We start from the raw sequence: 20,839 nt of genomic DNA on the forward strand, positions 1-20,839 counted from the left end.
TTTATCAATCTCCTATATAATTTAGTTGTCGTTAATATGTCGCTAATTGTTGAAAAATAAAGAGAAGGAATGTTACCTATGTCTACTAAAATAGCAGTTATTTGCTCTAAAGCATTTATGAAACGTATTACTAGTATCGCACAAAACATTAAGAATATTCAATTAGAATTTTATCCTTACAGCCATCCTGAAGAGGCACCAATTTTACTAAAGCAAATTAGACCATGTGATGCGCTATTGCTTGGCGGAACATTGCCTTATCTACATGTTCAATCGTCTTTATCGGAAATACCAATCCCTTGGAATTATATAAAACAAGACGAGACTGCTATTTCTACAACATTGCTATCAGTAATGGCCAATCATGCAATATCTTTAAGTAGAATTTCTATCGATGTGATGAATCCAATTTTTGTTGAAAATGTTTTAAAAGATATTGAGTATTCTGGTCCAAGACCCTTTATTCAGCAAATCGCTGTTACGAGGCCTACTCAAGAAATACTTCAGCATCATATTGCTTTATGGAATGCCCAAAGCATTGATTTTGTTATTACAAGTATTCATAGTGTTTTTGATGAATTACAAAAACATCAAATACCTGCTATGCGTATGATAGACGCAACAAACTCTATTGTTCAACACTTGGAAGAAACAAGGTCTCAATCACTTTTAACTAAATCTGAATCTGTGAAAGCCGTTGTAGGGATATTAGAAATTCCAGAGAACCATTCATTTGACACCTATATTTTATCAAAAATCACTACAGCTACACATTCAACCTATAAACAAATTACGGCAAATTCTTTTGAACTTTATACAACAGCAGGATATTTGCAAAATACTCTAGCAAAAGAAAATTTGCAAAGTTTAATGCAACAAATTGAAATACCATTTAAGCTTGCTTTTGGTTTTGGTCACTCCATCCTTGAGGCGAGCCAAAATGCAAATAACGCCTTAACTTTTGCTAAACCATGTGAAATATTTATACTAGATGAACATAAAAATTTGTTAGGTCCGTTCCCAAAATCGGAAATAAAGCTTGCTTTAAAAACGGATGATCCTGACGTTTTAAAAATGGCAAAGCTAACAAGCCTAAGTCCTTTAAATATTTCTAAAATCATCGACTTTAGTCGAGAGCGACAATCAGCTCAATTTACTGCTTACAATCTTTCAGAATACCTTCAAGTGACAAGACGTACAACAGAGCGTATCATAAAAAAATTAGTAGACAATGGCTATGCTAAAGTTGTAGGAGAAGAAATGACCCATCAGCAAGGTCGCCCACGCACAATCTATGAATTGAACTTTGCTATTTATTAAAAATTCTCGCAGATACTTTTGGCATCTGCGAGACTACGGTTAGCTAGTAGATGGGATGGAATTATTCCACTACCGCCATATTCGCATCGTTTATTTCTTGCTCCTTTTTACGCTTCTCTGCCTCTGCAATTTCTTCAGGAGTTAGTTTTACTATTGCAAACCCGATATAAGCATAGATAATTGAAATAATAGGTACAGTGAAGTTAAGAATCGCATATGGTGCATATTCCATAGCACTTACGCCTAATGTTGCTAAAATAAACACACCACAAGTATTCCAAGGGAAGAATACGGACGTTAATGTTCCCCCATCCTCTAACGCACGAGATAGGTTTTTAGAATGTAAACCACGTTGTTGATAAACACCTGCAAACATACGTGAAGGTACTACAATCGAAATATATTGCTCAGAACATGTAGCGTTCGTTGTGATACAAGCTGCTATCGTTGAAGCAACTAGACTACCTGTAGATTTAGCAAATTTCACAATAACGTTCATAAGCGCTTTTAACATGCCTGAGTATTCTAAAATACCACCAAACGTCATCGCTACGATTGTCATTGAAACCGTATTCATCATTGAATCTAAGCCACCACGGTTAAATAAATCATCCACCATGTGATTACCTGTAGAGATTTCAAATCCAGCCTGTAATGCTTGTACAGCACTTGCTGCTGAACCACCTTGTACAAAAATTTGTAGTAAGAAACCTGAAACAATCCCAATAATTAAAGCAGGAATTGCTGGCACTTTTTTTGCAACTAATACAATAACACCAACTGGAACAAGTAATAGCAAAGGAGAAATAACAAAGCTTTCCTCCATTACTTTTAAAGTTGTTAAAATTTCTTCTGACTTCATAGAGACATCTGCAAATTTTCTTCCCATAATGCCAAAGACAACAAGCGCAATGACAAGAGCCGGAATTGTTGTGTAAAGCATGTGCTTAATATGATCAAAAAGGTCTGTCCCGGTTAAACCTGCTGCAAGATTGGTCGTATCGGATAAAGGCGACATCTTATCGCCAAAATATGAACCTGAAATAACAGCTCCAGCAATCATTGCTGCCGGAATTCCCATACTTAAGCCAATCCCCATTCCAGCAACACCGATTGTTGCCATTGTAGACCATGAGCTACCTATCGCCAATGAAACGATTGAACATAACAGCATAATTGTTACTAAGAACCATGCTGGAGAAATTAATTTTAAGCCGTAATAAATCATTGTTGCTACGACACCGCCACCAATCCATGCACCGATTGTCAAACCTACTAAAATAATAATGACAATTGCTGGTAAAGCTAGGCGTATGCCCTTATACATCATTTCCTCAATTTCCATCCACTTAAATCCATGTAATTTGGCAACAATTGCTGCTACTGTTGTGCCAACAAGAAGAGGTACGTGAGGGCTTTGCTCTAATACAACTACTGTAATAAGCATTGTAATAATCATAATTGCAAAAGTTAAAAGTGCCCAAAGAGCATTAATTTCTTTTTTCATGGTCCCATCCCCTTTTTTTGCACCTGATTACTTTGTCGAATTTTTAAGGCGCAAATAATTTTTTACGTTTTTTAGCTTAATATTCAAAAAATTAAAAGTCAACGCAAAAAATTTATGCCTCTCAAGCAAATCTCACTATTTTAGCGTAATAAAACGCTTTCAAGTAGCTATTAAAAACAATGCAAACCCTTGTATATCCATACATTTTGTAAAATGTTCATACAAAAAAGCTATATTAAAAGAAAATATAATCTTTTAATATAGCTTTATTTTTTATTCGGATTTTGGTTTTTTTTCTAATACACATGCAAGTACTTTTGCAGCATCGATTAGCGCACTACGCTCGAAGGTCATCTTAGGATGATGTAATCCTGGTGCCAAGTTAGCCCCAATACCTATCATCGCCGCTTTTAGTTCTGGTTTTTTCACCGTGTAGAAATGGAAATCATCGCTACCTGGTGTAGTAATTTCATCCGCTAAATGCTCCTCACCTAACGTTTCAATGATTGCCTCTTTCGCCATTCCTGCTGCAATTGGTGAAACTTCAGCACCTGGCGTGTAATCAATCCACTTCCAGTCCATATCAATTTCAAACTGTAACTGTATAGCTTTTAAACCAGACTCAATACGACTTCGGAGTAATTCGAGCTGTTGATTATGCTGTGCGCGAATATCCATCGAAAAGCTAGCGTTACCTGGAATAATATTTGTACTACCGCCATCTGCAATAATTTTTGTTAGTTTTGCAGAATATGGTTCAAACGGTGATAGATGAATACTGTTCAGCATTTGTTGAACAGCCATAATCACATCAATGGCATTCTTACCTTGATGTGGTCTTGCACCATGTGCATCTATTCCATGAATTGTTCCCTCTAAAAAATAAGCAGCACCATGATGGATGGCTGGAGAAACCTTTCCAAGTGGCAATTCTTCAATCGGTCTTAAATGTACACCGAATAAATGCGATACCCCTTCAACTGCTCCACGATCATAGGCTGCACAGGCGCCATTTCCTAGTTCTTCAGCAGGTTGAAAAATAAACCGAACACGATGTTGCAATGGCAGATCTTTAAGTAGTAATAATGCACCAAGAACCATTGTCATATTTGCATCATGACCACATGAGTGATTCGCCTGCCATTTCCCATCTACCTCTTGCCACAACGCATCAATATCTGCTCTAACAGCAACGATCTCATCCCCTGTCCCAATTTCAGCAATTAATCCAGGCACATCGCCTAATAAACGATAGGACACATTTAATTCGTCTAGTATGGACGCAATTTTTTTAGTTGTCTCAAATTCCTTCCAGCTTACCTCAGGAAATTTATGAAAATGATCAAACCATTGAAATATTGAATCTTCTAACGATATAACATCTGCCATCATTACACCTCATACTCATTTTTGTTACTCATTATACATGAAATAATTTCAGAAAAGTACATATGTAATTCGACCCATATTTCAAATATTTTATACAATTTTCGTATTTCTTATATATGAAACAAAAGGACCGTGCTGAAAGTTTATTCTCTTTCACACAGTCCATCAAATAAATATTATAAACTTGTAAAAAAACCTTGTGGATATTCATCATAATGAATGATTGTAGCCTGCTCTTCATTTTTTTCTTTTTCCATCACTAATTCAGGCTCTTGATCCATTAAATACGTTTCAAACTTTGAAATGAACAGCTTTTTCATTTTACCACCTCAATTTAATAGAATTTTCTGATAATAGAATTATACATTACCTTTTTATAAAAAAGCAACAAATAATGCTACATATGCATAATAAATATAAAACCAATCACTTAATTAGATTAATATCAACCATAATATGGATAACTCATTTTTTCAGAAAGTAAAAAAGAATCTACATGAAAACTATAGGGAAAATAAACCTTATACAATGGTTTAATCCCCTATAATAATCAGCAGATTCCTGTTAAATTTCATTAAGTATTTAAGACGCTGTCACACTAGTATCATTCTTTTCCTTTTTTCCGGGAATGTCTTTATGCTGTGTTATAAACTGAATGATAAACAATATGATAAAAATTGCTAGCCCTGACCAATCTGAGAATTTCTCTGGATAGATTAGTAATAAACCTGCAGCAATTGCTATCAAACGTTCTACCCAAAGCATTTTACGATACCAGTAACCGATTACTCCTGCCCCAATCGCTACCATGCCAGTAATTGCAGTAAATACGACCCATAAAATTTGTGGTATCGTAGTATCAATCATTAGTAACGCAGGTGAAAAGACAATCATGTAAGGAATAATAAACGCTGCAATGGCAAGCTTGGCTGAGTTTACACCTGTTTTAATAGGATCTCCTCCAGAAATACCCGAGGCCGCAAAGGCTGCGAGTGCTACTGGTGGTGTTATATCAGCAATAATGCCGAAATAGAACACAAAGAAATGAGCCGATAATAAGATAACTACTGGCACCAATTCCTGTGGTGTGTTCGGTGATAATAAAGCTACGATTGCAGGAGCAGCAATTGTTGATGTTATGACATAGTTTGCAGTTGTAGGAGCCCCCATTCCTAATATTAATGAGGCAATCATAACAAAAATTAGTGTTAAAATAATGCTACCTCCAGCTAATGATACTAAACTATTTGCGAGACTTAAGCCTAAGCCTGTTTTTACTACAACACCAACGATAATACCTGCACAGGCAGTTGCTGCTACTACACCAAGAGCTGTACGTGCTCCTTCAACTAATGCATCAATAATATCTTTTGGCTTTAATCGTGTTTCTTTATTAAACATTGCTACACCTATAGAAATAATAATGCCGTAGAGAGCAGCACGCATCACTGGTGTACCTGTTAGCATTAATATGATGATAGCAATAATTGGTAACAGCAAATAAATTTTCGTAAATACCTCTCGTCGATTTGGCATTTGATCATCACGTAAACCCTTTAATCCTACACGCTTTGCCTCAAAATGCGTCATAATCCAAATACCTGTAAAATACAACAGCGCAGGTATTGCAGCTGCCTTCGCAATATCCCAATATGTTATGCCACGTCCAATAAATTCTACCATTAAAAATGCTGCTGCACCCATAATTGGTGGCATTAACTGACCACCTGTAGAGGCTGCTGCTTCAACTGCACCCGCAAACTCTTTTCGATACCCAAGCTTTTTCATCATAGGAATTGTATATGAGCCTGATGTTACAACATTCGCAACAGAACTTCCCGAAATTGTCCCCTGTAACGCACTGGAAAATACCGCTACTTTAGCAGGTCCCCCAATTAATTTACCTGCAAGAGCTACTGCCAAATCATTAAAATATTGCCCTACTCCCGTCTTTACTAGAAAAGCACCAAACAGTAAGAATACAAAGATGAATGTAGCAGAAACACTAATTGGCGTACCAAAAATACCATCAGTCGTATAATACATAAGATTAACGATACTCTCTAAATCTTGACCTCTATGTGCCATAAATGAAGGAAAATATGGACCAAAGTACGCATAGATCAAAAACACAACTGCAATGATTGTAATTGGCAATCCAACTGCACGACGAGCTGCCTCAAGAACCAATACAACAGCAATTATTCCAACTATAAAATCTATTTGTGTAATCGTTCCATTACTATTAACAAGCTCCGTGTAATTGATAGTCCAATAGGAACCTACTACAATGGATAAGATTGCTAAAATATAATCAAACCATGCGATTTTATGCTTCGCAGCTTTTTTCCGAACAGGGAACAGCAAGAAAATAAGTGTTAAACCAAACCCTAAATGAATTGTACGCTGTATTTGAGCTGGAAATTGACCAAAGATTGCTGTGTATAATTGAAACAATGAAAATGCTAATAGTCCAAAGAAAATGACATGCTTCATGATGCCAGTAATTGTTCGTACATTCGATTCTATATCGTATTTCTCAAGGATTGCTTGCTGCTCCTCAGCAGATATTTGTTCGAATTCTTCTACTTTTTCTTTGTCTTTTAATTTTTGCTGTTTTGTCATCTCATCCTTACTCCTTTCCATTGTTCATAAAGTGATAAACGCTTCACCTCAAATAAATAAGAACTACCCCTTTGTAAATCTTTTTTTAAATCATATTCATAGTGCTCGTATATCAACACAAGATCTAAATCTAAATCACCAATAAATATTGTAAAATTGTCGATAATTTCGTTGTTAAACTGTAAATAATATCTACCATTACGCTCTGTTAATATTTGATTCTCCTCAGCATTGCTCGGCATACCAATTGCTAAATCTTCATACTCCATTCCTACCATTTGAATACGCTTCCCACCTATGTATTGATAATGTTCTAGCACATCCGATTTATGAATAGAATGAGTGTATCTAATTTGAAAGGTCTCCTCAGTTGTTAGTGGTATAAAATGCAGTATTGGATGCACAGTACGCGTTTCCGTAAATGCGAATACCTTTTGGAAAGGAAGAAAAATAACTAGGCATAAGATACTACATAAAATAGCAAAAACTATAAGCACTTTCCTCTGTCGCACAACATTTGTTCCTCCACTTAAAAAGCTATTGACTTTTCATCATGCTTTAAAGTAAGAAAAAAGACCCGAAGCTTTACGCAACCCGAGCCTCTTTATTAATTACTTTTCACTCACTATAAGCGATGATTGTTAGCTAATACATTATTTCTTTTCATCAAAGTACTTTTGTGCACCTGGGTGAACATCAATACTAATACCAGCTAAACCAGTTTCTGCTTTGATGAACGCTCCTTTTGCATGAGAAATTTTACCTGCGTTATCATAAATAGCCTTTGTCATTGAATAAACAACATCATCTGGAAGATCCTTTTTCACTGCTAGCATCGCAAGAACAGACACTGTTTCAGTATCATTAGCAATACCATAAGTTCCAGCCTTTACTGTATCTTTTGCATAATATGGATATTTCTCAATTAATGCATCTGCTTTACCAGGATCTACACCAATAATATTTACTTTCGTCGTGGCATTTAATGCCTCAACTGCTGCTGTGGGTGTACCAGCTGTTATAAATGCTGCATCAATTTGACCTGATTGAAGACCATCTGTGGATTCCCCAAAATCGAGGTTTTGAGCTTTAATATCATTCATTGTTAGTCCATGAACTTCAAGTAATTGTTCAGCATTTGCATAAGTTCCAGACCCTGGTGCACCTACAGATACCTTTTTTCCTTTTAAATCTGCATATGACTTTATTCCAGATGCCTCAGTTGTAACTAGTTGTACCGTCTCTGGATAAAGAGCACCTAAAGCAGCAATTGTATCAATTTTCTTTTTGAACATTAACTTTCCTTCAGTAGCATAATAAGCAATATCTGTTTGAACAAATGCAATCTCACCTTTGCCCGCTTCCAATGCATTCATGTTTGCAGCAGAGGCTTGTGATACCTCAGCAGTAGTTTTAATACCTGTTTCTGTAGTAATAAAATCAGCAAATGTTCCACCTAATGCATAGTAAGTTCCCTGTGTTCCACCTGTAAGTAAGCTCATTAATTTAATGTCGGATGCTGGCTTGTCAGAAGATACCGAATTATCCTTATCCTTGGTACCTGTTCCGCCATCGGCCCCGCATGCAGCCAGAATTAAGAGTGCAAATGCTGTTAAGAGCAGAAATAGATTAAAGCGCTTTTTCTTCATAGTAACCTTCCCCCTTGGTTATATTTAATAATCTATTTAAAATTATCAAATTTAGTATAATAATGTCAATAAATTTATGGTAAATTCAGTATTTTATAAACATACAATCATTTTTCAAACCAATTCTAATCATATCTCTATTACCCTGAAATATTCTCTATTAAACAATAAATTACTACCTTAATAAATTCCGCTTTAAAATAAAACGAAATGTATATGTATAAAAATGCAGAAATGGCATCTATTTATTTACCATTTCAAAAAAATACTGTACCTAAAGTAATTGCCTTCAGATACAGTACTCACTATTATTGAATGACTCCACATGCAATTCTTGCTCCAGAATTACCAGCAGGATCTGTTTTATAGTCGTCTTCGGATTCATGGATAACTAAGGCTGTACCTTCCCCGTTTAGTAACGAATTAGCCGCATTTTTTTCTAGTGTCAGCCCTTCAGCTAAAAAATTCAAATCCACATTGCCATCCTCACCAACTTCTAAATTTGGAAGATCTCCTAGATGATAGCCTTTTGGATTGAGCTTCCCGTGCTCTTTAGATGTTGGATTAAAATGTGGTCCGGCAGATTCAAAGGTTGGCGGTTCGCATTTTCCAACTGCATGTATATGAATTCCATGCGTCCCTGGTGGCAATCCCGATAACGCTAGCGTCATCATTACCCCATTATCCTCTTCTTGAAAATACGCATTTCCATAGCTTTCATTATCTTTACCGATTACTTTTGCGGTTGCTGTCAGCGGGGATTTAGCATTAACTGCCACTTTCTCTTCTTTCTTTTCAAAAAAACCACACCCTCCTACAAACACCAATAGAGACATAAATACCAAGCTTATTTTTTTCATAATTAATACCTCCTCTATTTCTGATGGTTCCCAACAATCCTTACACTTATTCGATTTATCTAAAAAAATAAAAGAGACATCTCCTAAGAGATATCCCTTTTCCTGACATCAATTTAAAACCTTCACTGTTACCTGCTTGACGCCCCACTTCCGGGCTTGTCCCTCTGAAGGGATAAAGACATCAATTTTATTGCCTTTAATGGCACCGCCAGTATCCGCCGCTATTGCTTCTCCATAACCTTCAACCCAAACCTTTGTGCCTAGAGGAATAACCCTTGGATCTACAGCAATTACCTTTAAATTTGGATTAGATCGAATATCTGTCCCATTTGCTGTAATACCTGAACAGCCTTCACAATATGCAGTATAAGCAGTTGCACGCATCGTTAATGTTTTACCTGTCCCCTTTGTTGCGGCACTTCCCCCTTTTGTAGTTGTTGCTGGCTTTTGTACTTTATTTACGGTTGGTTTTGTTTTTGGTTTTGCCGCTGACGCCTTAATGGCTAATTGCTCCCCTACAAAAATTAAGTCAGATGAGAGATTATTCCATTCCTTTAATTCTGCAATCGTTACATTATTTGTGAGTGCAATATTAAATAAAGTATCACCTTTTTCAATAAGATGTTGATCCTTAGGCTTCTCATCACCCTTAACTATGCTTAAAGTTTGCTCTGGATATATCCATGTCGAATCTATTTCACTTATTTGCTGTAATTCTTCTATAGATAAATTAAAAACTTTTGAGATTCCCCAAAGTGTGTTGCCAATTTGAACCCTGTCTATTTCCTCAGCAGAGGAAGAACCCGTAAATACACTTAGACTAAAGGTCAATGCCACAGCTAATGCAAATGCTTGTTTTTTCATATTTCATATTACCTCCATATTTTATTATTTTTTTGCAATCTGGTGCTAGCACGCTAGAGATAGGCTCTTCTATGCAATCGATGCTAGAGAATGCGTTTAATAACTCAGGACAATGGACCTGATATTACAAATTATTACTATAAAAACAGAAAAATATACAATACCGATCATATATTTAGCAAATAACACAATTTTATGGGATAAAAACTAAAACAAATGTTAATGATTCACATCTTTTAAATGTTGGAAAAACAATGTTTTCATCCGATAATAGAGGAAAGGAGGAATGTAGGATGGAGACTTATTCGATATTGGTTTCTAAGGAGCTAAAGCTGCAAAAAAATAGACTACCACAAGCAATGCGAGACGCACTCCATTTAAATATGACCTTGTTAATCATTGTCAAATTGATTGTCAATAAATCTCAACAGCTTGCTAACAATCGAATGTACAAAGGAACCGTGATAGAAATTTCATATTAACCTATCCTCATTTTCGATTTAGGTTAAAAACATCTGAAAGTTGGTGCCCTTTTTGATTCGAGTAATTGTTATGGACGATGAGCCATTAGCTCTTATAAACATGGAGAAAAAGTTAGAGGAGTTTGATTCAATAGAGGTTATTAAAACTTTTACAACTGTAAAAGAATTGATGGCTGAAGGACCAAACCTGTCCTTTCAAGTAGCATTTTTAGATATTGAAATGCCTGGCATGAACGGTTTAGAGGTTGCACATCTTCTCCAAGAATGGAATCCAAACATCTATATCGTTTTCGTTACAGCATATCGTGATTATGCAATTCAAGCATTTGAAATCCACTCACTTGATTATTTATTAAAGCCTATTTCAAAAGCTCGCTTAGAGACAACCATAAATAGAATCCAAGCACTCTTCCACCAAGAAAAGAAGTCACTTCCTGTAGTAGATCAACAAAAATCCTTATTGACTATTCAATGTTTTGGAGGTTTCGTTGTCTCCTATGATGATAAAACCGTACTTTGGAGAACGGTTAAAACAAAGGAGTTATTTGCCTTTCTTTTTTCTAATCTTAATAACCTCATTCCTCGTGATACTATAATTGATGCTTTATGGACTGAGACAGACTATAAGAAAGCTAGGGTGCAATTGCATACAACCGTTTCATATCTCCGTACAACACTCTCTACATTAGGCTATTTAGATGTGATTCAGTATGCAAATGGCTGTTATATTTTACAGCTTGAAGATTTCCAATGTGATGCTTATGACTTAGAGCAGATCTTAAATGAGAAAATGGAGAGTGGAAGGCTCAATATTGAGAAGGCTGAGGCACTTATACAAAAGTATCAAGGCGAATACATGGCTACACTAGATTATCCGTGGATTATTAGTAAAGCCAATTATATGAATAACCAGTTTACGCTTTTGCTGCATAATCTTGAGGGCCATTATACAGCCATAAATGACGTAAAAAAGCGAGAACATGTCTTACTCTTAGCGTTTGAACATAATCCATATTCTGATAAAACTATTCAACAACTTATGCAACACTATATCGATATAGATAATCGAGCAAGCGCTGTAAAAATTTACAATAAATTTAGAGATACCTTGTTAAATGATCTTGAAATTTTACCAAATCAAGAAACAACGGAGCTTTTTAATGCGCTATCGCAGGAATTATAACCACTATTATTCATATAAAAAAGTATGCTAGATGTAACTTATAGCATACTTTTATTTTTTGCATTTTTTTATTTGATTATTTTTTCTGATAGCTCATCAACGACACAGGTACAGTTTCTGCCTGATTGTTTCGCTTTATATAATGCCTGATCTGCAATGGAGATTAATTGATTCGGATTCATAATGTTTGTTGTAAAAGCCGTAATACCTGCAGACAATGTTACCGGCCGTCCACATGCGGTATCTAGTAAAGCCTGCTTTATTCGTAGATTTTCAGCTATTTCAATAGCGATATCAACTGTAGCGGACGGTAATATGACCATAAACTCTTCCCCACCATAGCGAAAGCACATCCCCTGTTTACCAATGTTGTTCTGCATATGATTAGCAAAGGATTTTAAAACCTCATCCCCCATAGTATGACCATATGTATCGTTTATACTTTTAAAGTCATCTAAATCTATTAAGACTATTGCATGGGGTACTCTATTAAAAATTAATTCATTTAAAATTTGATCCATCCTTCTACGGTTAGGAATTCCTGTTAAAGAGTCTAAATTTAGCTGATTTGTTAAGTCAGATATTTTACTTTCTGAAAGAATTACAACGTTCTCTACTACTTCTTTTAACGATCGCACTTCATCATACCAATCATTAATCACTTCAAGCTCTTGAACCCCTTCCGCTCTTTCTACACTAGTAGAAAGTTTTTGGAGAGGTCGTACAATTTTTAAAGCAATCCATATTGCTACTATCAAAATAATTACAAACAAAATGAATAAAGGAACAATCATACTTTTGAAAAAGGTGCTAAATGAAATGGTATTTTCATCATGTATTTTACCAACCAGTTGCTCCATATTATGTTCAATGGACTGTGCTTGATTAGGGTCATTTAAACTTTCCTGTATATAGTTTTCGGTCATGGCCGAAAGTTCCCTTACATAATTCTCTTGCATCGTGTTTTTATTTTGCATAAGAATGTCGTTAAAATTTCGATAGCTGCTCCAAATACTAACACCAGATGTCGCAAGTACAACGATGATTATCATACTCACAATAACAAACGATAACTTTAACTTGTATTTACCCACAATAGATCATTTCTCCCATTGAGATGATTTTTTCGTTAAATCTTATCTATGTTTTTACTCATAAAAATTGATATATTTATTCCATCATCATACGACATAGTTCTTAAAAAATACTTAACAATTAATTAAATTTAACCGACTTTAGAAATATAATGAAACTCAAAAAGAACTATATTTAAGACATTGTGAACATCTTTATATCTTAAAGTATTCTTTAAGAGAATTAATTATTTCCATTTTCTGATTTTCATGGCATGGTAAATATAGTCCTTTTTCTTATTCAGAAGACCATTTAGGAGGTCCTTATGTCACTGTTTAAAAATACCGCTAGTCGTGTACTTACTATTGTTTTAATATTTATTGCTCTGACCATTCTTCGCCTATTATGGCTATCATATTTTCTTCCTTCTAGTAATCAGCCTGTCGCCCATGAAGGAATATTTGATATTCGACATCAGCAGTTACCTGAAGATGAAGTTCTTCATCTCAATGGAGAATGGCTCTATTATCCAGATTTAGTAGATCCCCTAACCATTAACGATCGTACACTCACTTATTCTTCCAGCGTTAATAGGACGATTCCTATAAAAGATGCAGGGAAAATAGCACAAAGCTACGGTACATATCGTTTAAAAATTCAACTTAATACGAATGCTGCTAAAGATAACCATTACGCTATTCGAATTCCAGCTGTATCTACAGCTTCAGCATTATATATTAATGGTAAATTGGTTGGGCAATCAGGCAAAGTTGCTTCTAACCCACAAAGCCATAAAGGTCAAGCTGCCCCTTATACTGTTTATTTTACAAATGAGCAATCTGAAATGGACTTAGTACTACACGTATCTAATTTTGATACTTCAGAAAGTCCTACTATTAGTAAAAGAGTTTTATTTAGCTCAGCAACAGCTATGATACATCATCAACAGGTTACCAAGCTATCTCTTGCGACTATTTCAATTATGCTCATCATATTCGCACTCTTCAGCATTTTAGTGTTTTTATTTATTTATCGAAAACCTATTGTATTACTGTTCACCGTTGGCTTTCTATTGCCTTTAGCCGATGAGTTAATAACCTTTGATCGCTCTATATTAGATTGGTTACATTTAGAGTATGCTTGGTCATTTAAACTATCGTCAGTCATTTATCTAGGGGCTTCTTTTTTCTTTGTCCAATTTATGCGTGTTTTACTAGTCAAATATCGTTATGCAAAATGTTTTCAGCTGTTCTTTCATTTATATGCTTTAGGAGCTCTATTGATTGTACTTTTACCTATTAAATGGCTGTATATATCAAATTTGCTGTTCTTTATTCTTTATGCTGCTTCATTTTTATTTGTAGTCGCCTTTGCGTTAAGAGAGTACATTGAAAATCAAACACAGAGCTCTGTCTTTATTGCTCTTACAGCTCTTAGTACAACAAATGGCGTTATCTGGGGGCTTATTAAATCTATATATGTTTTTGATATACCGGTTTATCCACTTGACTATTTATTTATCATGCTTGGGTTTTCGAGTTACTGGTTTAAACGCTTTTTTGAAAATACAGAGCAAATTAAAGATTTAGTGGCTAAATTACAAAAGGATGATGAATTAAAGGATGAGTTTTTATCAAGTAGTTCACAGAAGCTGTGGGATCCTATGAATAAAATGATTACTTTAGGACAGTCCATTTATGATAATCCTAATAATAAGCTAGTAGCTGAGGATCAGGAAAATCTTAAGTTTCTCATTGATATTGGGAGAAGTATGTCCTTTACATTAAATGACATATTGGATTACACTCGCTTAAAAGAAGGAAATCTACATCTTCATAAAAAAGTTATTAGCATCCAAGGCGCTGTATATGGGGTTTTTGATATGCTAAGGTTTATTACAAATGGAAAACAAATTCACATGAATTCTACTATTGCTCAATCATTTCCTACTATACTTGCTGATGAAAAGCGCTTAATCCAAATTCTTTTTAATCTTTTACATAATGCTATTAAATATACAGATGCTGGCTCTATTGAAATTAGTGCACATATAGAAAAGAATATGGCTGTTATCCATATACATGACACTGGTTTAGGCATGGATGATTCGATTCAAAGTCGGCTATTTTCCCCATACGAGCAGGGAAACGAAAATGATGATGGAATTGGGCTTGGTTTATTAATTTCTAAAAAGCTTATTGAATTACATGGTGGCACATTGAAAATACATTCTATTCCTAACAAAGGATCTGATGTTTATTTTACTTTGCCTTTAGCAATGGAAAACGTAAAGGATCAGCATAACTCTTTAAAGCATGAGATTACAGCAGTTCCAGCAGAAGAAAAAATCCTAGCCTCTATAACAGAAAAACAATTCAAAATCTTAATGGTTGATGATGATCCGGTAAATTTAACAATAATGCGTAGTTTATTTGCATCAACCGAGTATGCTGTTAAAACTGTAACTAGCAGTGAAATGGCTTTAGCTGCTTTAAAGGACAACGATTGGGATTTGGTTATAATTGATGCCATGATGCCCTATATCTCTGGCTATGCATTAATTGAGATGATGCGAGAGCATTATTCCTTACTCGAATTACCAATATTATTATTAACAGCTCGAAAATACCCGGAAGATGTTTACATTGGCTTTGCACATGGGGCAAATGATTATGTGACAAAGCCTATTAATGCTCTTGAATTAAAGGTTCGAAGCCGCGCTTTGATCGATCTCAAATATAGCATCCATCAACAATTGCAACTGGAGACTGCTTGGCTACAAGCCCAAATACAACCACACTTTTTATTTAATACTTTAAATACAATTGCATCACTTAGTACCATCGATACAGATCGTATGGTTAACTTATTGCATCATTTTGGTGAATATCTCCATGCAAGCTTTGATGTGCGAAATCTGCAGCGAGTTGTTCCGCTTAAGGAAGAATTAGAGCTAGTAAACTCGTATCTCTATATTGAACAACAGCGCTTTGGGCAACTACTACATGTCGAATGGGATATTGATAGTCCTATAAATATTGATATTCCCCCTATCTCCATTCAAAATTTAGTAGAAAATGCAATACGTCATGGCGTATTAAAACAGGAAAAGGGCGGAACAGTCTGTATTCGTATTAAAGATGCTCCTGATTTTGTAGCAATAAGTGTTATTGATAATGGTGTTGGTATAGATCCGACCATCTTACATGAATTACAATCAGGTAACGATCATAAAAGTACTAACTCTGGCATAGGTATCCGTAATACTGATTTACGCCTAAAAAGGATTTATGGACAAAGATTGCACATTGAAAGCACACTTAATAAAGGAACAACTATATCTTTCCGCATTCCCAAAAATTAATTTTAAAAGGGCCACCACACTCTCAATTGGATTTGTGGTGGCTCTTCTTTATAATGTAGAGTTACATAGATTTTAAAAAATCAGGGTACAATAAAAGAAGGTAACTAAAGAAAGGTCGATACTATGTACAAAATTTACATAATCGAAGATGATGCTAATATTTCAAGGCTAATCACGGAGCAATTAACAAAATATCAATTTCAATGCTATACTGTCCAGCAATTCCATCACATTGTAGAAGAATTTCAGGCTATTCAACCCCATCTTGTGGTTATGGATATTAACCTACCAACCTATGATGGCTATTTTTGGTCACGGAAAATCCGCCAGCTTTCCACATGTCCGATCATCATTGTATCAGCGCGTATTAACGATATTGATCAAGTTTACGGTATAGAAAATGGTGCAGATGATTTTATGACTAAGCCCTTTTCACTTGATGTGTTTATGGCAAAAGTGAATGGTCTTATCCGTCGTACATATGGAGAATATGCTTCTTCTGACTCTTCTATCATCACCATTGCAAATACAACTTTAAATACTGATACTGTTCGTCTTCAAACAGCAAAACAGGAGAGCTTATTAACATTAAAAGAAATGCAACTTTGCAAGTTACTATTTGATTCATATCCGAATGTTGTTACTCGTCAAGAGCTGTTAAGTGCCATTTGGGATGATGAAACCTTTGTTGAGGAAAACACCTTATCCGTGAACATCGGCCGTCTACGTAAAAAATTTGAAGTCATCCAATCTTCGCTAGCGATTAAAACCATTCGTGGGCTTGGTTACCAATTAGTGGAGGTAGAAGAATGAAACTTTTTTTTCGAGATCATGCAAGTGTCATTATCCTTTACACTATAAGCTTTCTATTTCTTCCTTGGCTAATACAGGTATTAGATGATTTATCATCGCACTATTTCTATTTTATTTTTCTCGTCAGCTTCTTATTTACGATTTGGCTAGTTGGTCGTTATTTTCGTAGAAGGAAATTGTATGCCCATTTACAAAACGACACCCTCACACATAATGATTTACATTTATTTGAACCTCAAGCTTGGATTGAACAAGCCTATAGCTCAAAGCTACGTCAAATGCAGCATTTATATTTAACTCAGCAGCAACTACTTGAAGAACAAGGAAATGAAAGACAGCTTGTGTTATCTCATTTTGCCCATCAGATGAAAACACCCCTATCGGTGATTCAATTGATTATTCAATCTAATCCTAATGCTGCTGCAAATAATCCATCCGAGTGGCAGATTATTAAGAATGAATGTGACAAGATGACATTTACCCTCAACCAACTACTCAGTTATGAACGTACTTCCCATCTTGCTGCGGATTTAAAAATTGAAGCACTCCTATTAAAGGAACTGGTTCAGGAGGTAATCAACGATTTAAAGGATTATTTCATCGCTAAGGAAATTTTCCCTAAAATATTATTCAACGACAACCCTATTATTTACTCAGACCAGAAATGGTTAAAAATTACGCTCTATCAAATTCTCAATAACGCTATTAAATATGGGGATTCTGAAAGCTCCATTCAAATCATGTATGACAATGCTATTTTACAAATTAAAAACGAGGGAGAGACCATTCCTGAGAGCGAGATTTCCCGAGTCTTTGATTTATTTTATACAGGTACAAAAGGACGAATGGGTGGTGAAGCAACAGGGATTGGCCTCTATTTAGTGAAGAAGATACTAACCTCTTTAGAGCACCCTTTCACTTTACTATCTCTAAACAATACCACAACCTTTACCATAGATTTTTCAAATAAGCGGAAAAAAGTAATATGACAACTTTGTCATATTGACGTCATATAGCTAAATAGGTATATGACTTCTCCTTTTTTATAATAGAGCTATTCAATTAAAATAAGGAGTTGTTGAAGATGGGAAACAGTATCCTACAAGTGTCCAATCTACAAAAAGAATATATCGGAGAAATCACCTATAGAGCATTGAATGGTATCAATTTTCAGCTTGGAGAAAATGAATTCGTAGCAGTTATGGGGCCTTCAGGAAGCGGAAAAACAACATTTTTAAATAGTGTGTCCACAATTGATCGCCCTACTGCTGGAGAAATCCTTATAAATAGTAGAAATCCATATACATTAAATGACGATGAGCTTGCTAAATTTCGCCGTAAAGAATTAGGCTTTGTATTTCAGGATTTTAATCTTGTCCACACATTAACCGTGAAGGAAAATATATTATTACCACTAACATTAGATAGTTTACCTGCCGATAAAATGAACCAACGCCTAAAAAATGTGTCTCAGTTTCTTGGCATTGAAGAGCTACTATCAAAAAGGATTTATGAAATTTCTGGTGGGCAAAAACAGCGAGCAGCCATTGCACGAGCAGTTATTCATGAACCAACTTTATTATTGGCAGATGAGCCTACAGGCAATCTTGACTCCAAAGCTGTAAACGATGTGATGAACCTATTTAGTTCTATTCATACAGCATTAAATACTGCCATTCTAATGGTGACGCACGATCCATATGTTGCAAGCTTCGCCAGTCGGATTATTTTCATTAAGGATGGTAAATTATATAACGAAATTCATCGTGGTCATAATCGCAAGCAGTTTTACCAGGAAATTATGGATACACTCGCATTTCTAGGTGGTGGGCAGCATGAGCTTTAATCATATCGTTGTGCAAAATATTTTGCGTGATAAGTGGACATATATTTCCTATTTTCTTAGTAGCGTATTTTCAATCATTATTTTCTTTCTCTTTACAATCATTGCATTTCATCCAAGTTTAAATAGCTTAGATCCAGATTCAACACTTGCCATATCACTACTATTGGCGAGTATGCTCGTTTATTTGTTTTCATTTATTTATATCACTTACTCGATCATGGCATTTTTAAAGAAAAAAACAAAAACACTTGGGATTTTTATGATAACTGGGGCATCTATGAAGCAAATTCGCACACTCATCTTTCGTGAAAATATCTTAATAGGTGCTTTGGCAATAATAACAGCAATTGTTTTTGGTCTTGTTATTACCCCTCTTTTTTTAATGGGGGCCAAAGTCGTTTTAAAGGCTGAAACTTTTAGTATGTATTTTCCTCTAAAAGCAATCGTACTTACTATTTTATTATTCATTGGATTATTTGTAGTGATTTCAAAAGTTGTCACTCGGTTTATTAATAAAGAAGCCTCCATTCAGCTTTTAAAAAGTGACACTATCATTGAAAAATCTATACCAAAGCATCCTTATTTATTTGGCATTAGTATTATATGTTCAGCTACACTGGCTTATTTATTAAAAATCAATCATCATTTTGTTGAAAGCCTCGGCATTCTTTACTATTTAATATTTTTTATAAGTTTCCTTTGCTCGATTTATCTCATCATATCGCAAGGAATGCGCTTCCTTCTAAAAGCTTTTGAGAAATCGCCAGCCTATTTGCGAAAAACAAATATGCTACTAGTTTCTAATTTGAATGCAAAAATGAAATCTCATGCAAATATGCTGTTTTTAATCACAATTTTATTAAGCGGTGTATTTTTATGTACCAGTATTTTATTTAGCTCCTACTACAATGTTGCAAAGGATAGTGAAGAAAACTATCCATATAGCTTTCAATATATAGCTGATCCTAAAGCAGATCTAAATATGGTAAAAGACGATATTGATTACCTAGAAAAGAAATTATCCACAATTGATTCCCAGAAATATTTTATAGAATTTAAATCCAATGAAGAGGATCGACTCGGCTATATGTCTGTTTCTACTTATAATTTGTTAAAAAATAAATCGGTTAGCTTACATGATGATGAATTTATAGCTGTTGCTGGAAATCGTGGTTTAGAACCTATAACAAATATGCCTAAAGACCAGATTCTTAAAAATCTAAAGCTTGCATCTATAGATGAAAAAAACTTGTTATCCACTGGCTTCCAGAACACCTATTTTATTGTACCTGACCAGCTTTATGACCATATCCGCTTCCCTGTTTATCAAACCTATATCTTTGAGCTAGCTAATTGGACAGAACATACAGAACTAGCTGATAAAATTATGGAGCATATACCATCTTTACCTGATGATCGTTATGTCACTTCCAAAATAGCTTTGTATGATTCGGAAATGTTTGTAAAAAGTGTGATGTTTTTTATCGGTTCTATGTTGAGTCTTATTTTCTTAAGTGCGGCTATGAGTATACTATACTTTTATTTACAAACAACCCTTATACAGGAAAAGGAAAAATACGCAAGTATACGCAAGCTCGGCCTTTCTCAAAAGGAATTATTCACTGTTGTTTCAAAAGAACTGGCAATCCTTATATTTGTCCCATTTGCTATAGCCATTGCGATGTTATTTATCACTTTGTTGGCCATGCGAGCGATGGTTTCAACCACATTTTTACAAGTTTCCATGATAAGCTCTCTTAGTTTTTTAGCCCTATTCATGATTAGTTACTTATTTATTCGTAAGAGTTATTTCAAAAGATTGCTCACCATATAATACAAAAAACGCACTCCTCCACGAGTGCG

The 20,839-nt window shown here is 35.0% G+C and carries 17 protein-coding genes; 8 read left to right on the forward strand and 9 right to left on the reverse strand.

The annotated features are described in order from the left end of the window. The first annotated feature begins 78 nt into the window (after positions 1-78). The gene (locus tag AC2CGN_RS12410; protein ID WP_484514105.1) at positions 79-1,320 is read left to right on the forward strand and encodes a hypothetical protein; all 1,242 of its coding nucleotides are present in this window, start codon (positions 79-81) and stop codon (positions 1,318-1,320) included. Between the two features lie 61 nt (positions 1,321-1,381). Here the strand turns inward: AC2CGN_RS12410 and nhaC are convergent, their stop codons facing one another. The 8 genes from nhaC to AC2CGN_RS12450 form a co-directional block, all read right to left on the reverse strand. Then, the gene (nhaC, locus tag AC2CGN_RS12415) at positions 1,382-2,827 is read right to left on the reverse strand and encodes a Na+/H+ antiporter NhaC (protein WP_429980111.1); all 1,446 of its coding nucleotides are present in this window, start codon (positions 2,825-2,827) and stop codon (positions 1,382-1,384) included. A 273-nt stretch (positions 2,828-3,100) separates the two neighbouring features. Beyond that, on the reverse strand, positions 3,101-4,216 hold the full coding sequence (locus AC2CGN_RS12420) for an amidohydrolase (RefSeq protein ID WP_429980110.1): 1,116 nt from the start codon (positions 4,214-4,216) through the stop codon (positions 3,101-3,103). A 176-nt stretch (positions 4,217-4,392) separates the two neighbouring features. After that, a complete protein-coding gene (locus AC2CGN_RS12425) occupies positions 4,393-4,536 on the reverse strand; it encodes a hypothetical protein (RefSeq protein ID WP_484514108.1) in 144 nt (47 codons plus the stop codon). A 262-nt stretch (positions 4,537-4,798) separates the two neighbouring features. Then, positions 4,799-6,841 carry a TRAP transporter permease gene (locus tag AC2CGN_RS12430; RefSeq protein WP_484514110.1) on the reverse strand — a complete coding sequence of 681 codons (2,043 nt, stop codon included), beginning with the start codon at positions 6,839-6,841 and terminating at the stop codon, positions 4,799-4,801. After that, positions 6,838-7,353, reverse strand: a complete 516-nt coding sequence (locus AC2CGN_RS12435; protein ID WP_484514111.1) for a DUF1850 domain-containing protein — start codon at positions 7,351-7,353, stop codon at positions 6,838-6,840. The genes AC2CGN_RS12430 and AC2CGN_RS12435 overlap by 4 nt, the downstream gene beginning before the upstream one ends. 141 nt (positions 7,354-7,494) lie before the next feature. Next, positions 7,495-8,490 (reverse strand): TAXI family TRAP transporter solute-binding subunit, encoded by a 996-nt coding sequence (locus tag AC2CGN_RS12440; RefSeq protein WP_429983924.1) that lies wholly within the window; start codon positions 8,488-8,490, stop codon positions 7,495-7,497. Positions 8,491-8,798: 308 nt separating this feature from the next. After that, on the reverse strand, positions 8,799-9,350 hold the full coding sequence (locus AC2CGN_RS12445; protein WP_283870560.1) for a superoxide dismutase family protein: 552 nt from the start codon (positions 9,348-9,350) through the stop codon (positions 8,799-8,801). Between the two features lie 108 nt (positions 9,351-9,458). After that, entirely contained in the window at positions 9,459-10,214 is a 756-nt protein-coding gene (locus tag AC2CGN_RS12450) for a LysM peptidoglycan-binding and 3D domain-containing protein (RefSeq protein ID WP_054772406.1), read from the reverse strand. Positions 10,215-10,507: 293 nt separating this feature from the next. On the opposite strand from AC2CGN_RS12450, the gene AC2CGN_RS12455 reads away from it, so the two are divergent. Both AC2CGN_RS12455 and AC2CGN_RS12460 read left to right on the forward strand, forming a co-directional pair. Next, positions 10,508-10,696 carry a hypothetical protein gene (locus tag AC2CGN_RS12455; RefSeq protein ID WP_484514114.1) on the forward strand — a complete coding sequence of 63 codons (189 nt, stop codon included), beginning with the start codon at positions 10,508-10,510 and terminating at the stop codon, positions 10,694-10,696. Positions 10,697-10,748: 52 nt separating this feature from the next. Next, a complete protein-coding gene (locus AC2CGN_RS12460) occupies positions 10,749-11,879 on the forward strand; it encodes a response regulator (RefSeq protein ID WP_429983923.1) in 1,131 nt (376 codons plus the stop codon). Between the two features lie 68 nt (positions 11,880-11,947). Here AC2CGN_RS12460 and AC2CGN_RS12465 read toward each other — a convergent pair whose 3' ends face one another. Beyond that, positions 11,948-12,973: a GGDEF domain-containing protein gene (locus tag AC2CGN_RS12465; RefSeq protein ID WP_429983922.1), complete on the reverse strand. Its 1,026-nt coding sequence runs from the start codon at positions 12,971-12,973 to the stop codon at positions 11,948-11,950. A gap of 305 nt (positions 12,974-13,278) precedes the next feature. Between AC2CGN_RS12465 and AC2CGN_RS12470 the strand changes: the two genes are divergently transcribed. From AC2CGN_RS12470 to AC2CGN_RS12490, 5 genes are all read left to right on the forward strand, one after another. Further along, positions 13,279-16,317, forward strand: a complete 3,039-nt coding sequence (locus AC2CGN_RS12470; protein WP_484514117.1) for a hybrid sensor histidine kinase/response regulator — start codon at positions 13,279-13,281, stop codon at positions 16,315-16,317. Between the two features lie 123 nt (positions 16,318-16,440). Further along, positions 16,441-17,130: a response regulator transcription factor gene (locus tag AC2CGN_RS12475; RefSeq protein WP_429986616.1), complete on the forward strand. Its 690-nt coding sequence runs from the start codon at positions 16,441-16,443 to the stop codon at positions 17,128-17,130. Beyond that, complete coding sequence (locus AC2CGN_RS12480; RefSeq protein ID WP_429986615.1) at positions 17,127-18,119, forward strand: sensor histidine kinase; 993 nt, start codon at positions 17,127-17,129, stop codon at positions 18,117-18,119. Before AC2CGN_RS12475 ends, AC2CGN_RS12480 begins: the two co-directional genes overlap by 4 nt. A 95-nt stretch (positions 18,120-18,214) precedes the next feature. After that, the gene (locus AC2CGN_RS12485; RefSeq protein WP_484514120.1) at positions 18,215-18,976 is read left to right on the forward strand and encodes an ABC transporter ATP-binding protein; all 762 of its coding nucleotides are present in this window, start codon (positions 18,215-18,217) and stop codon (positions 18,974-18,976) included. Then, positions 18,966-20,810 (forward strand): FtsX-like permease family protein, encoded by a 1,845-nt coding sequence (locus tag AC2CGN_RS12490; RefSeq protein WP_484514122.1) that lies wholly within the window; start codon positions 18,966-18,968, stop codon positions 20,808-20,810. The genes AC2CGN_RS12485 and AC2CGN_RS12490 overlap by 11 nt, the downstream gene beginning before the upstream one ends. Positions 20,811-20,839 lie beyond the last annotated feature (29 nt).

Source organism: Lysinibacillus sp. DFXJR4, assembly GCF_057196045.1.